13 protein-coding genes are annotated in these 13,852 nt (G+C 45.5%); 2 read left to right on the top strand and 11 right to left on the bottom strand.

The genetic code is table 11. From position 1 onward, the window contains the following. Window position 1 precedes the first annotated feature (1 nt). The 9 genes from nuoI to H3V11_RS10660 are packed head-to-tail and all read right to left on the bottom strand — an operon-like array spanning window position 2 to window position 8,278. Complete coding sequence (gene nuoI, locus H3V11_RS10700; RefSeq protein WP_025329730.1) at window positions 2-481, bottom strand: NADH-quinone oxidoreductase subunit NuoI; 480 nt, start codon at window positions 479-481, stop codon at window positions 2-4. Window positions 482-499: 18 nt separating this feature from the next. Beyond that, window positions 500-1,549 (bottom strand): NADH-quinone oxidoreductase subunit NuoH, encoded by a 1,050-nt coding sequence (gene nuoH, locus H3V11_RS10695; RefSeq protein WP_198224924.1) that lies wholly within the window; start codon window positions 1,547-1,549, stop codon window positions 500-502. 2 nt (window positions 1,550-1,551) lie between these two features. Beyond that, a complete protein-coding gene (gene nuoG / locus H3V11_RS10690) occupies window positions 1,552-3,804 on the bottom strand; it encodes an NADH-quinone oxidoreductase subunit NuoG (RefSeq protein WP_198224922.1) in 2,253 nt (750 codons plus the stop codon). Window positions 3,805-3,836: 32 nt separating this feature from the next. Further along, window positions 3,837-5,132 (bottom strand): NADH-quinone oxidoreductase subunit NuoF, encoded by a 1,296-nt coding sequence (gene nuoF, locus H3V11_RS10685; protein ID WP_078474500.1) that lies wholly within the window; start codon window positions 5,130-5,132, stop codon window positions 3,837-3,839. After that, the gene (gene nuoE / locus H3V11_RS10680) at window positions 5,132-5,605 is read right to left on the bottom strand and encodes an NADH-quinone oxidoreductase subunit NuoE (RefSeq protein WP_025329726.1); all 474 of its coding nucleotides are present in this window, start codon (window positions 5,603-5,605) and stop codon (window positions 5,132-5,134) included. Before nuoE ends, nuoF begins: the two co-directional genes overlap by 1 nt. Next, window positions 5,605-6,858 (bottom strand): NADH-quinone oxidoreductase subunit D, encoded by a 1,254-nt coding sequence (locus H3V11_RS10675; RefSeq protein ID WP_025329725.1) that lies wholly within the window; start codon window positions 6,856-6,858, stop codon window positions 5,605-5,607. The genes nuoE and H3V11_RS10675 overlap by 1 nt, the downstream gene beginning before the upstream one ends. Next, on the bottom strand, window positions 6,851-7,438 hold the full coding sequence (locus H3V11_RS10670) for an NADH-quinone oxidoreductase subunit C (protein WP_084552676.1): 588 nt from the start codon (window positions 7,436-7,438) through the stop codon (window positions 6,851-6,853). The genes H3V11_RS10675 and H3V11_RS10670 overlap by 8 nt, the downstream gene beginning before the upstream one ends. 13 nt (window positions 7,439-7,451) lie before the next feature. Next, a complete protein-coding gene (locus tag H3V11_RS10665) occupies window positions 7,452-7,931 on the bottom strand; it encodes an NADH-quinone oxidoreductase subunit B family protein (RefSeq protein ID WP_025329723.1) in 480 nt (159 codons plus the stop codon). After that, on the bottom strand, window positions 7,922-8,278 hold the full coding sequence (locus tag H3V11_RS10660) for an NADH-quinone oxidoreductase subunit A (protein ID WP_025329722.1): 357 nt from the start codon (window positions 8,276-8,278) through the stop codon (window positions 7,922-7,924). The genes H3V11_RS10665 and H3V11_RS10660 overlap by 10 nt, the downstream gene beginning before the upstream one ends. Before the next feature lie 432 nt (window positions 8,279-8,710). On the opposite strand from H3V11_RS10660, the gene H3V11_RS10655 reads away from it, so the two are divergent. Continuing rightward, window positions 8,711-9,019, top strand: coding sequence for a chorismate mutase (locus H3V11_RS10655; RefSeq protein ID WP_198224920.1), 309 nt, complete (start codon window positions 8,711-8,713; stop codon window positions 9,017-9,019). Window positions 9,020-9,064: 45 nt separating this feature from the next. On the opposite strand, the gene murJ is transcribed toward H3V11_RS10655, so the two are convergent. Next, a complete protein-coding gene (murJ, locus tag H3V11_RS10650) occupies window positions 9,065-10,603 on the bottom strand; it encodes a murein biosynthesis integral membrane protein MurJ (protein WP_198224918.1) in 1,539 nt (512 codons plus the stop codon). Between the two features lie 247 nt (window positions 10,604-10,850). Between murJ and asd the strand changes: the two genes are divergently transcribed. Further along, window positions 10,851-11,966 carry an aspartate-semialdehyde dehydrogenase gene (asd, locus tag H3V11_RS10645; RefSeq protein WP_198224916.1) on the top strand — a complete coding sequence of 372 codons (1,116 nt, stop codon included), beginning with the start codon at window positions 10,851-10,853 and terminating at the stop codon, window positions 11,964-11,966. Window positions 11,967-12,199: 233 nt separating this feature from the next. Here asd and H3V11_RS10640 read toward each other — a convergent pair whose 3' ends face one another. Continuing rightward, window positions 12,200-13,588 (bottom strand): L-cystine transporter, encoded by a 1,389-nt coding sequence (locus H3V11_RS10640; RefSeq protein ID WP_198224914.1) that lies wholly within the window; start codon window positions 13,586-13,588, stop codon window positions 12,200-12,202. Between the last annotated feature and the right edge of the window lie 264 nt (window positions 13,589-13,852).

Below are 13,852 nucleotides of genomic sequence, written 5' to 3'. Positions count from 1 at the left end.
CTTAACGATATGGTGCATCTGCGGCTTTGCATTTAGCGATATCTTCTTCATAGCGATCGCCAATAGCCAGCAACATGGGTTTAGTGAAATATAAATCACCGCGTTTTTCACCGTGATATTCGAAAATCCGGGTTTCAACAATAGCATCAACCGGGCAAGCCTCCTCACAGAAACCACAGAAAATACATTTAGTCAGATCAATATCGTAGCGTGTGGTTCTACGTGTACCATCCTCACGTTTTTCAGATTCTATATTGATTGCCATGGCCGGACAGACAGCTTCACACAGTTTGCAGGCAATACAGCGTTCTTCACCATTGGGATAGCGCCGTTGTGCATGCAAACCACGAAAGCGAACTGATTGCGGAGTTTTTTCTTCAGGAAAATATATGGTTTCCTTGCGCGCAAAGAAATTTTTCAGAGTTACTTTCATACCCGAAAGCAACTCGGTCATCAGAAAGGTTTTAATTATATTTGCCATATCAGAGCCTTTCCCTGCTTAATGCCATAAATTCAGGGGTGAAATCATCCACAAACCCAGTACAATTACTGCCACAATGGTTACCGGAATCAGTACTTTCCAGCCCAGACGCATAATCTGGTCATAACGGTAACGCGGGAATGTTGCACGTATCCACAGATAAAAGTACAACACCAGTGCCATTTTCAGAAACATCCACAATACACTCGGGGTACCAATGAAACCCCAGCTTTGCGGAAAGGGAGATAACCAGCCGCCAAAGAACAGCAGAGCCGTCAGAGCAGCCACCAGAATCATGAAAATGTATTCGGCCAGAAAGAATAATGCGAAAGCAAAACCGGAATACTCTACATGGAAACCGGCAACAATTTCCGATTCACCTTCGGCTACGTCAAATGGCGCACGGTTGGTTTCGGCCACAGCGGAAATCAGATACACCACAAATAGCGGAAATAAAGGCAGCCAGTTCCATGAGAAAATGGAACCACCGGCATGACCTTTTGCCTGAGACATAACAATGTCATGAAAATCCATACTTCCGGAAACCATAATCACACCAATCAGCGCAAATCCCATGGCAATCTCATAGGAAATAGTTTGCGCAGAAGCTCGCATGGCACCGAGAAAAGCATATTTAGAATTGGAAGCCCAGCCGGCAATGATGACACCATACACAGACAGTGAAGTAATCATCAGAATATAAAGTAAACCGGCATTAATTCGGGTAAGAAACCATGTTTCACTGAACGGGATAACTGCCCAGGCAGCAAAAGCCGGCATCAGTGACATCATCGGTCCGATATAGAACAGTGCCTTATTAGCCTGCGACGGGCGGGTAACTTCCTTGAACAGCAGTTTTAATACATCGGCAAACGGCTGGATTAAGCCATACGGTCCGGTAACGTTCGGCCCAACCCGCAGCTGCATATAACCGATAACTTTACGTTCGAAATAAGTCAGATAGGCTACGGTAATAATCAGCGGCAGCATGATGATGACAATCTTGACGATGACAGACACCAGTAAACCGAAGTCGTTGCCCAGTAATTGTTGAAACCACGCTTGCATGATTATCCTTTACTCAATTCAACAGTGGTCAATAAAGCGCCTAAGTGCCAGTTACTCTGATGTAATGGCAAAAACAGTACATTTTCCGGCAAGGTATCATCCGTAGTGATGGTAATCGATACGGTACTATTGCCTTGTTTAGCCTGTGCGGTATCTCCATTACTCAAACCAAACCGGGCCAGTGTCACACTGTTGGTACGTGCAACCGGTACTGCGGCATGAACTGTACTCTGTAAGGGTTCGGAACGGCGCACAATCGCATCAGTTGCATACAGACTAACGCCGCCAACACGTACCAGACTGATATCGGGATCACTGGTAGCAACCGGTTGTATACGATTGTTCAGCAAAGCCGGTATCTGATCTTTGGTAACTGCATCAGCCAGAATCTGCTGGGTATTTTCATATTCAAAGCCCGGCAATTCCAGTATATTACCCAGTACGCGTAATACCTTCCATAAAGGTCTGGCTTCTCTGTAAGCTTGTACAACACCATGAAAAGACTGTAATCGCCCTTCCATGCTGATAAAACTGCCTGAGGTTTCTGTAAATGGCGTAATTGGCAATAATACGTCTGCAACTTCACGCAATACTTCACTATCGTAAGCAGTGAATGCCATTACTGTCTGAGCCTGTTTCAGGGCTGAGATGGACGCAGCTCCGTTGGCTACATCCATATCCGGTTCAACATTGAGCAGCATTACTGCCTGTTTAGGCTGCTTAATTTGTGCAGCAATGGTATTTTCTGCTTTACTGGCCGCCACGCCTACGATTTCAGCACCAATACTATTGGCCGCCTGCGGCAAGACGCCCAGTATACTGTCGGTAGCTTCAGCCAGATCCTGTGCGGCTGCATAAATTGCTGCTGCATCCGGATGGTTCAAAACATCCGCACCCAGAATAATGCTGGCTTTTTCAGCTTTTAATAAGGCCTGACCTACTTCGCTGTTAAGCGCATCACTAAGCCAGTCAATCCATTGATAAGGATGCAGGCTAAGCTGTGCCAGTAACGGCATGAACAGTTCTTCATCAGCAGCAGCCACCACTGCTACTTTAGTTCCGTTTTTAGCCGCCTGACGGATACGGGCTGTTAATAAGGGCTGTTCCTGCCGTAAGCGTGCGCCTACCAGCAAAATCACCTCATTCTCTGCCAGCTGTTCAATACTCTGTCCCAGCCACTGAGCGCCTTCAGCAGCTGCACCAAAACGCTCATCAAGCTGACGCAGGCGACTGTCAACAGCATTCACGCCCAGCGCATTAGCCAGTTTACGGGTCAGGTACATTTCTTCAACAGTATTGGCCGGATTGACCCACATACCAATTGCATCGGTACCGAAATCATGGCTGACACCATGCAAACCTTTAGCCACATAATCCAGTGCAGTTTGCCAGTCAACCGTATGCCACTGGTTGTCCTGTTTAATTTGCGGCTGAGTTAAACGCTGCTGATACAAACCTGCATAGGCAAAACGGTCACGGTCACTGAGCCAGCACTCATTGATGGCTTCGTTTTCCAGTGGCAGTACCCGGCGCACGGTATGGTCTTTAGTTTGCACAATCAGATTACTGCCCAGTGCATCGTGAGCAGACACAGATTTACGCCGGCTTAATTCCCATGAACGGCTGTCATAACGAAATGGTTTGCTGGTTAGTGCGCCCACCGGACACAAATCAATCACGTTGCCAGACAGCTCGGTTTCCAGTGTTTTACCGTTAAACGGTGTAATTTCAGAGCATTCACCACGATTCATCATGGCCAGCTCCTGCTTACCGGCAATTTCTTCAGTAAAGCGGATACAGCGGGTACAGTGAATACAGCGGCTCATTTCAGCAGCAGAAACCAGTGGCCCCATTTCTTTACCGGCCACAGCATGCTTGGCCTCAGTATAACGGCTGGCACCTTTACCATAGCCCATTGACAAGTCCTGCAACAGGCATTCACCACCCTGATCACAAATAGGACAGTCCAGCGGATGGTTAATCAGCAGGAATTCCATTACCCCTTTCTGGGCATCTTTAGTCATGGGCGAATTGGTTTTAACAACCATACCATCGGTGACCGGCGTAGCACAGGCAGGTAATGGCTTGCGCGATTTTTCTACCTCAACCAGACACATACGACAGTTGGCGGCGATGGACAATTTTTTGTGATAGCAAAAGTGCGGAATGAATGTACCGGCCTTATGGGCGGCTTCTATCACCGTACTGCCCTGCTCGACAGAAAGTTGTTTACCGTCAATTTGAATTTGTAACATAGGTTCGCAATCCTAACTAAGCAGATAGTGCCTTAGCACCAGCGATGTTCTTTCATGGGTTTGCCGTGTTCGATGTAGTGCTCAAATTCGGGGCGGAAATGTTTCATAAAGCCCTGTATCGGCATAACAGCCGCATCTGCCAGTGCACAGATGGTACGCCCCGAAATATTGCTACCCAGTGATTCCAGCAAATCCAGATCCTCCGGCCGGCCTTTGCCGGAGGTAATACGGTGAATAATGCGATACAGCCAGCCGGTTCCTTCACGGCACGGCGTACATTGCCCGCATGATTCTTCAAAATAGAAATAGCTCAGTCGTTCCAGTGCTCTGACCATGCATACATCTTCATCCATGACAATGACCGCACCGGAACCCAGCATAGAACCTGCCTTGGCTATGGCATCATAATCCATGGTTAGTTCCATCATGATGTCTGCCGGTAATACCGGCGCAGAAGAACCTCCGGGAATAACTGCCTTAAGTTTTTTGCCATTTCGCATGCCACCGCACATTTCCAGCAAATCCTTAAACGGTGTCCCCAGCGGAATTTCGTAGTTACCCGGGCGTTCTACGTGACCGGATACTGAAAAGAGCTTGGTACCACCATTATTAGGAATACCTTTATCAGCAAACAGCTGACCGCCGTCGCGGATAATGAACGGTACAGAAGAAAAAGTTTCAGTATTGTTAACTGTTGTCGGCTTACCATATAAGCCATATGAAGCCGGAAACGGCGGTTTGAAACGCGGTTGTCCTTTTTTACCTTCCAGAGACTCTAACAGAGCAGTTTCTTCACCACAGATATAGGCACCATAACCATGATGAGCATGCAACTCAAAGCTGAAATTACTGCCCAGAATATTTTGTCCGAGTAATCCTGCTTCGCGCGCCTGCTGTAAAGCCGTTTCAAAACGCAGATAGCTCTCGAAGATTTCGCCGTGTATATAGTTATAGCCTACAGCAGCGCCCATAGCGTAGCCGCCGATAATCATGCCTTCAATCAGGGCATGCGGATTGTAGTCGATGATATCGCGGTCTTTGAATGTACCCGGTTCACCCTCATCCGTATTGCACACGATATATTTGGTACCCGGAAAAGAACGTGGCATAAAGCTCCATTTCAGCCCGGTAGGAAAACCGGCACCGCCACGACCGCGCAGACCGGAAGTTTTAAGCTCGGCAATTACATCATCCTGCGATACATTTTCGCTGATAATTTTTTTCAATGCCTGATATCCGCCGCGAGCAATATAAGCTTCCAGTGTCCAGCAATTAGAGTCTGAAGTATCAACCTGATCAAAAATCACGCCATTCTGGTACATTGCCATTAGTTCAACTCCGCCAGTTTTGCTTCAATGGCTTCTTCGCTCATAAAGCTACACATTTTATGATTATTGACTAATATTACCGGCGCATCGCCACAGGCACCCATACATTCGCCTTCAACCAGAGTATATTTACCATCGGCTGTGGTTTCACCATAGCGGATACCCAGACGTTTTTGCAGATACTCACCTGCATTTACTCCGCCACGCAGGGCACAGGGCAGATTTGTACACACAGTAAGTTTATATTTACCTACCGGTTTCAGGTTATACATATTATAAAAAGTAGCAACTTCTAACGCCTGCGCCGGCGGAATACCAATGTAATCAGCCACTTCTTCAATAGTTTCCGGCTGAAGCCAGCCCAGCTCGGTCTGCGCAATACGTAAGGCAGACATAATGGCACTACGGCGCTGATCAGCCGGATATTTTGCCAGTTCTATATCAATTTGTTTTAAGCTGTTAGGGGACAACATTATCTATCCACCTCCCCGAATACGATATCCTGTGTACCAATAATAGCCACCACATCAGCCAGCATGTGACCACGTGCCATTTCGTCCATCCCTTGCAAATGAGCAAACCCCGGAGCACGAATCTTCATCCGGTAAGGTTTATTGGCACCATCAGAAATCAGATATACCCCGAACTCGCCTTTAGGATGCTCGGTGGGCACATAAACTTCACCCTCAGGTACATGCATACCTTCGGTAAACAGCTTAAAGTGATGGATTAATTCTTCCATACCGTCTTTCATGGCGGTACGGTGCGGCGGGGCCACAGTATGGTCATCAATAATTACCGGACCGGGATTGGCTTTAAGCCAGTCAACACACTGACGGATAATACGGTTGGCCTGACGCATTTCATGAATACGGCACAGATAACGGTCATAGCAGTCACCATTAATCCCTACCGGAATATCAAAATCTACCTGAGCATAAGCATCATAAGGCTGTTTCTTACGCACATCCCACTCAATACCGGAACCGCGCAGCATCACACCGGTAAATCCTTTTTGCAGAGCACGCTCCGGGGATACTACACCGATACCGACTGTACGCTGCTTCCAGATACGGTTATCCGTGAGCAGATTTTCATATTCATCCACACAGGCGGGAAAGCGGTTGGTAAAGTCTTCAATGAAGTCCAGCAAGGTACCTTCACGACTGGCATTCAGTTTTTGCAAAACTTTGGCATTACGGTATTTACTGGATTCGTATTTAGGCATGAAATCCGGTAAATCCCGGTATACACCACCCGGGCGGAAATAAGCTGCATGCATGCGCGCACCTGATACTGCCTCATAGATATCCATCAAATCTTCCCGCTCGCGGAAAGCATAGAGAAATACCGTCATGGCACCAATATCCAGCGCATGAGAACCGACACCCATCAGATGATTAAGAATACGGGTAATTTCAGCAAACATCACACGGATATATTGAGCGCGAACCGGCACTTCGATATTCAGCAGGCGCTCCACTGACAGGCAGTATGCCTGCTCATTACACATCATGGATACGTAGTCCAGACGATCCATATATGGCAATGCCTGCAAATAGGTGCGTGATTCAGCCAGTTTTTCTGTGCCGCGGTGCAACAGACCGATATGCGGATCGGCACGAACGATATTTTCACCGTCCATTTCCAGAATCAGGCGCAATACGCCGTGTGCTGCCGGATGCTGCGGCCCGAAGTTAATGGTGTAATTGCGTAACTTAGACACCGTACTGCTCCTCTCTCACCACGCGCGGTGTAATTTCACGCGGTTCAATCGTTACCGGCTGATAAATTACGCGGCCTTCGGCCTCGTCATAACGCATTTCAACATAGCCGGAAACAGGGAAATCTTTGCGAAACGGATGACCGACAAAGCCGTAATCAGTCAGAATACGGCGCAAATCAGGATGGTTGTTAAACAGGATGCCAAACATATCGAATGCTTCACGCTCATACCAGTTGGCACCGTTATAGATATCAACAACAGAATCTACTGTAGGAAAATCTTCAGCCTCAGCCCAGACACGCACACGCACACGCCAGTTATTGGCTACTGACAGCAGATGACTGACTACAGCAAAACGCTTGCCTTCCCATGGCTCATTTTTATAGCTCTGGTAATCGACTCCGCACAGATCAATCAGTGTTTCAAATTTTAATTCATTGTGGTCACGCAGCGTTTGCATAAGCTGATGATAATCAGCTGCTGCACAATCCAGTGTCAGCTCACCACGGTCAAGACAGTAACGTACCTTATCGCCGAAAGTGGCTTCGCACACGGCTTTCAGTATTGCCAAATCTGCCATATTTCCCTCACTTTCATACACGCGCGATAGTGGCGGTACGTTTAATTTTCAGCTGCAACTGCAATAGTCCGTATACCAGCGCTTCAGCAGTTGGCGGACAGCCCGGTACATATACGTCAACCGGTACAATCCGGTCACAGCCCCGAACCACAGAATAAGAGTAATGATAATAACCGCCGCCATTGGCACAGGAACCCATAGACAGTACCCAGCGCGGTTCGGCCATCTGGTCATAAACACGCCGCAAAGCAGGAGCCATTTTATTGCACAGCGTACCGGCGACAATCATCAGATCGGCCTGACGCGGTGACGGGCGGAAAATAATACCAAAGCGGTCAAGGTCATAACGGGCAGCACCAGCTTGCATCATCTCTACGGCACAACAGGCCAGACCAAAAGTAGCCGGCCACAACGAACCGGTACGCACATAATTGAGTACGGTATCGGCAGTGGTTGTGACAAATCCTTTTTTTAAAACGCCTTCTATTCCCATTCCAGAGCGCCTTTTTTCCATTCATAAATAAAGCCGATAACCAGAATCAGCAAAAACACCATCATTGACCAGAATCCGTATGCGCCCAGCTCTTTAAATACAACTGCCCAGGGCACCATAAAGGCAACTTCAAGGTCAAACAGGATGAATAAAATGGCTACCAGATAGTAACGCACGTCGAATTTCATTCGTGCATTTTCAAAAGCTTCGAAACCGCACTCAAACGGTTCCTGTTTCATTTTGTATGGCCGGTTCGGTCCTAGCAATAAACCGAGAGAGATAAACAGAACACCAGCGGCAAAGCCAACCAGAACAAATATTAATATGGGGAAATAATTCGCCAACATAACTGCGCTGACCTTATGCAAATATTGGTAAAATTGATGTATTGTAACTAATTTCGAACGTTATTAAAAGCGCGTATTACATTAAAAGAAAATAAAAAAATAATGTTTTCAATAGGATATTGAGAATTATTATCATTAGCATTTATTCAGTATTACGTTTGGTTTCTCATATTTTTTGTAACCAGAAAACAGCAAAAGTCAATCATGGATTTTTTCATTTATTCCGGTCAGTTATACTCAATTAAAGCAATTTATGCTTTTAGGTTAAAATAATCAGCATAATAGAATATTACATTTCATATATTTAATTAATTTAATTTATCATATATATAATAATAATATTAATTTGTAAAATTATCATTTTTTAACTGTACTGCTACTTATATTAGTTTTACAATACAGATATCATGGAAATAAAAATTAATAAATACAATGACATATAATCAAATATATAAACCTGAGGACTGCCACGGCATAAATGACATTCGTACAGAAATAGATCATATTGATTATGCGGTAATCCAGTTACTTTCCGCCCGCTTTGAATATGTCAAAGCGGCCAGTAAATTTAAAATGAATGCTAAAGACGTACAAGCGAATGAGCGTTTTAACAGCATGCTTGAAAAACGCAAACAATGGGCAGATGAGCAGGGACTGAACGGAGATGTAATCAAGTCCCTGTTTTGCGAACTGGTGAAATATTTTATCGCAGAAGAATTAAAAGAATTTGAACACAAATAAATTTGCATGAATTCTTTTCATTTTCGTTATGAGGCTGAAATACCACTATTCTGCTTCAGCCCGCCGGAAATCGCGTACGCGGAAACCCAGAGCAAATAGTGATCCGAAATATAAAATAATACCAGTAATAATCAAAATACTTAATTGCCCTACTTTTGCCAACCCGCTACTGTGCCAGTTAAACGGCAGCCAATGCTGTAATAACCATAACCCCAGACCCATAACAACAAGAGCCACCGTCAGACGCAATAGAAAACGCAGCCAGCCGGGGCTGGGGGTATACAATTTCTGTCGCCGTAACAGAGTAAACAGTAATCCGGCATTAATACAGGCGCCAAGGCTGATAGCCAGAGCCAGCCCGACGTGATGCAACTTCCAGATAAACAGCAAATTCATCAGCTGAGTCATACATAAAGTAAAAATAGCAATTTTTACCGGCGTTTTAATGTTCTGGCGCGCATAAAATCCCGGTGCAAGTACTTTAATCAGAATCAGACCAATCAAACCAACAGCATAAGCGATAAGCGCACCCTGAGTCATTATTGCATCATACTCATTAAACTGCCGGTACATAAATAAAGTTGCCACCAGAGGAAATGACAGCACAGCCATACCCACTGCTGCCGGTAAAGTTAACAGCATGCACAGGCGTAATCCCCAGTCCAGCAATGCAGAAAAGCTGGCTATATCATTAGTAGCTGAGTGTTTAGACAAAGTGGGCAAAAGAATGGTTCCCAGTGCCACACCAAGCACACCAGTCGGTAATTCCATCAGACGGTCAGCATAATACATCCAGGATACTGAACCGGATTGCAAATAAGAAGCAAAAATCGTGTTTATCACCAGCGATATTTGCGCTACCGATACCCCCAGAATAGCCGGTGCCATTTGTCTGAGTACCCGGTTAACTGCTTTGTCCTTAAAATTGAGTCTGGGCATAGTCAGAAAACCCAGTTTAAATAAATAAGGCAGCTGATACAGCAACTGTAATAATCCGCCCACAAATACTGCCCAGGCCAGCGCCAGAACCGGAGGATGAAAGTAAGGTGCCAGCCACAGAGCAAATACGATAAAGGAGATATTCAGAAAAGTCGGTGTAAAGGCTGGAATAATAAACTGATGATAAGTATTCAGGATACTGCCAACCAGTGAAGACAGCGATATCAGAAAAATATATGGAAAAGTAATCCGCAGTAGTTGTACCGACAGAGCAAATTTATCGGCATCCTGCTGAAACCCGGGAGCAGAAATATAAATCACGACAGGTGCGGCCAGAATTCCGATCGCCGTTACAATAATCAGAACAAATGAAAGCAGCCCGGCCACATGCTGCACAAAAGCCCGGGTAGCTTCGGGTGATCGTGTTTCCCTGTACTCAGCCAGTATCGGTACAAAAGCCTGTGAAAATGCGCCTTCTGCAAAAATACGCCGTAACAGATTAGGCAGTTTAAATGCCACAAAAAAAGCATCAGTAGCCATCCCCGCACCAAAACTGCGGGCAATAATGGTATCGCGGATGAAACCCAGAACACGCGACAGCATAGTCATGCTGCTGACTTTAGCCAGAGTACGCAGTAAATTCATCAGAAATGCCAATTAAAAAACAAAGGCGAAAGTGTACACCGGAATGTCAGCCGATTCTATATAATGGGATAACAGTATTGAATTGACACTATAAATCCGGCAAAAGATAAGCTGTACAGCCTGAAATTTACCAGAATGGTAATTATCTGTTTACAAACAGCCGTGATTATGGTTAAAAGACCGGATAGTATTCTGGTATCTGGCAACAGAAATTTTAATTAAATTGAATTGTTTTAAGGAGCACCCGGTGAAAGTAGGTTTTGTTGGCTGGCGCGGTATGGTAGGTTCAGTATTAATGCAGCGCATGCAGGAAGAAAATGATTTTCAAAGTATTGCAGATGCGTATTTTTTCACGACATCAGCAGCCGGTGCAGCCGCACCTGATTTTGGTCAGACAGCAAAAACACTGCTGGATGCCCGTAATCTGGATGCTCTGGCTCAAATGGATATTATCGTTACCTGTCAGGGTGGCGACTATACCAAAGCAATCCACCAGCCGCTGCGTGATCAGGGCTGGCAGGGATATTGGATTGATGCTGCATCCACTTTGCGCATGAGCGATAAAGCAGTCATCGTACTTGATCCTGTGAACCGCGCAGTGATTGATAGCGCCCTGTCAAACGGTATCAAAGATTTTGTTGGCGGTAATTGTACAGTGTCACTGATGCTGATGGCTCTGGGCGGCCTGTTTGAACAGGATTTAGTGGAATGGGCTACCAGCATGACCTATCAGGCAGCATCCGGCGCCGGCGCCCAGAATATGCGTGAACTGATTAGTGCAATGGGTGCCATTGAAAATCAGGTTAGTGCAGAACTGGCCGATCCGGCCAGTGCTATTTTAGCCATAGACCGAAAAATTGCCGATTTTTTACGCAGCGAAGCATATCCGCAGGCCCAGTTCGGTGTTCCTCTTGCCGGCAGTCTGATTCCATGGATTGATGCTGATCTGGGTAACGGTCAGTCTAAAGAAGAATGGAAAGGTGCGGTAGAAACAAATAAAATTTTAGGTCGCAGTGCACAGCCAATCGTTATCGACGGCTTGTGTGTCCGTGTCGGCGCAATGCGCTGCCACAGTCAGGCACTCACCTTAAAACTGAAACAGGATTTACCCGTAGCTGAAATTGAGAAAATTCTTGCTGCTGCCAATGACTGGGTAAAAGTTGTACCTAATGAAAAAACCGCATCTATGCACGAGCTGACACCCGCAGCAGTAACTGGCACATTAACTGTACCAGTAGGGCGCATCCGCAAAATGGGCATGGGCGGAGAATATATCAGTGCCTTTACCGTAGGTGACCAGCTTTTATGGGGTGCTGCAGAACCTATCCGGCGTATGCTACAAATCGTTTTACAAAACAGATAAATCTTCAGCAAAAACCTGACAGGCAGCCTCTACTGCCTGATTACTTGCGACATCATCATAGTATTATCCAAACAGGACAGTTAAATGATTAAAACTGTCCTGTTTAATTACCTATCTGTAAACCTTAATCCGCTCATGCCCCATATTAAGAATTTAAACGAAAAACAATCAGCCACTCTGCTGTCACAGACCGGCTGCTAAGTATGACAAAATAGTTTTAAGTACCTACTGCATTAATGTACCAGTCTGCCGTGCTCCGTACTATTTAATATTTTTTTATTAGTCTGATGCAGCCACTGGCTGGTTAACGTACCTGCAGTCATCGCACCGCTGACATTCAATGCCGTACGCCCCATATCAATCAATGGCTCTACAGAAATCAGTAAGGCTACCAGCGTAATCGGCAAACCCATTGCCGGCAGCACAATCAGCGCCGCAAATGTAGCTCCGCCGCCAACACCGGCCACACCTGCGGAACTGATAGTCACCATTCCGACCAGTGTTGCAATCCACCATGGATCCAGAGTATTGATACCTACAGTTGGCGCAATCATGGTGGCGAGCATAGCCGGATACAAACCGGCACAACCATTCTGTCCGATAGTTGCACCAAAAGAAGCAGCAAAACCGGCAATAGTTTTCGGCACACCAAGACGCTGCGTCTGAGCCTCGATATTAAGCGGAATAGAAGCAGCACTGGAGCGACTGGTAAATGCAAAAATCAATACCGGCCATATTTTCTGAAAATATTTACCCGGATTGATCCCAAATATGCCCAGTAACAGACCATGTACCCCGAACATCAGAGCCAGTGCCAGATAAGAAACCAGTACAAAGCCCCCCAGCTTAATAATCTCCTGCATATTTGAAGAAGCCACTACTTTAGTCATCAGTGCCAGGACACCATAGGGAGTTAACAGCATTACTATCCGTACCAACTTCATTACCCAGCTTTGTAAGATATCAATTGCCCGTAACACCCGCTCACCCTTAGCAGCATCATCTTTTAATAACTTCAATGCGGCCATACCGAGAAATACAGCAAAAATAACCACACTGATAATAGAGGTCGGATTGGCTCCGGTTAAATCAGCAAACGGATTTTTCGGAATAAAAGACAGTAATAGCTGCGGTACATTTAAATCTGTTACCTTACCAACATAATTAGCCTGAATTGCATTAAAGCGCGCAGTTTCAGCTTCTCCCTGAATCAGACCGCTGGCAGTCAGACCAAATAGGCTGGTCAGCAAAGTACCGATCAATGCAGCCATCGCCGTAGTAAACAGTAACACGCCGATAGTCATCAGACTGATTTTGCCTAGCTGAGCAGCATTATGTAACCGCGCCACAGCACTCAGAATTGAAGCAAACACCAATGGCATAACAACCATCTGCAATAACTGTACATAGCCATTGCCGACTACATCAAACCATTGTACAGAGGTACGGATTACCGGGCTGGATGCTCCGTAAATCAGTTGCAGCCCTAAACCCAATCCAATACCAAGAATCATACCCAATAATACTTTTTTGGATAAACTCCATTGGGTTGAATGTGTACGGCTCAGTATCCATAATAACAATGCGAACACCATAATGTTCGCGAGCAAAGATAAATTCATTTTATACTCCTGCGCCGGCAAGCTTTCTGCCCGAGTTTGATACCTAGTGCCAGCTAAGAATACGCAAAAGTAAATAAGTTGTGAAATAGCCCTTATGCATTCACTTATTCTATTTTATTATATGCAATAAAGATAAAATATTTTCCGATATAGTTGTACCGTCCGGAATATTGGCTTACAAATTACCCAATTCCTGTTTCAACCCTTTATACGACATACACATCATTCAATTTAAACATCATCAGATAACAAGTTTTCTATGAA

Source organism: Snodgrassella sp. W8158 (assembly GCF_016100435.1).
Taxonomy (GTDB): domain Bacteria; phylum Pseudomonadota; class Gammaproteobacteria; order Burkholderiales; family Neisseriaceae; genus Snodgrassella; species Snodgrassella alvi.
This window is presented reverse-complemented; position numbering and strand designations above follow the sequence as displayed.

What these genes read in the sequence shown, in the direction of transcription:
- nuoH (WP_198224924.1), bottom strand. Translation starts at nt 1,549, where the DNA reads ATGCAAGCGTGGTTTCAACAATTACTGGGCAACGACTTCGGTTTACTG.
- nuoI (WP_025329730.1), bottom strand. Translation starts at nt 481, where the DNA reads ATGGCAAATATAATTAAAACCTTTCTGATGACCGAGTTGCTTTCGGGT.
- H3V11_RS10670 (WP_084552676.1), bottom strand. Translation starts at nt 7,438, where the DNA reads ATGGCAGATTTGGCAATACTGAAAGCCGTGTGCGAAGCCACTTTCGGC.
- H3V11_RS10665 (WP_025329723.1), bottom strand. Translation starts at nt 7,931, where the DNA reads ATGGGAATAGAAGGCGTTTTAAAAAAAGGATTTGTCACAACCACTGCC.
- nuoF (WP_078474500.1), bottom strand. Translation starts at nt 5,132, where the DNA reads ATGGCAATGTACCAGAATGGCGTGATTTTTGATCAGGTTGATACTTCA.
- H3V11_RS10655 (WP_198224920.1), top strand. Translation starts at nt 8,711, where the DNA reads ATGACATATAATCAAATATATAAACCTGAGGACTGCCACGGCATAAAT.
- H3V11_RS10640 (WP_198224914.1), bottom strand. Translation starts at nt 13,588, where the DNA reads ATGAATTTATCTTTGCTCGCGAACATTATGGTGTTCGCATTGTTATTA.
- murJ (WP_198224918.1), bottom strand. Translation starts at nt 10,603, where the DNA reads ATGAATTTACTGCGTACTCTGGCTAAAGTCAGCAGCATGACTATGCTG.
- H3V11_RS10660 (WP_025329722.1), bottom strand. Translation starts at nt 8,278, where the DNA reads ATGTTGGCGAATTATTTCCCCATATTAATATTTGTTCTGGTTGGCTTT.
- nuoE (WP_025329726.1), bottom strand. Translation starts at nt 5,605, where the DNA reads ATGTTGTCCCCTAACAGCTTAAAACAAATTGATATAGAACTGGCAAAA.
- nuoG (WP_198224922.1), bottom strand. Translation starts at nt 3,804, where the DNA reads ATGTTACAAATTCAAATTGACGGTAAACAACTTTCTGTCGAGCAGGGC.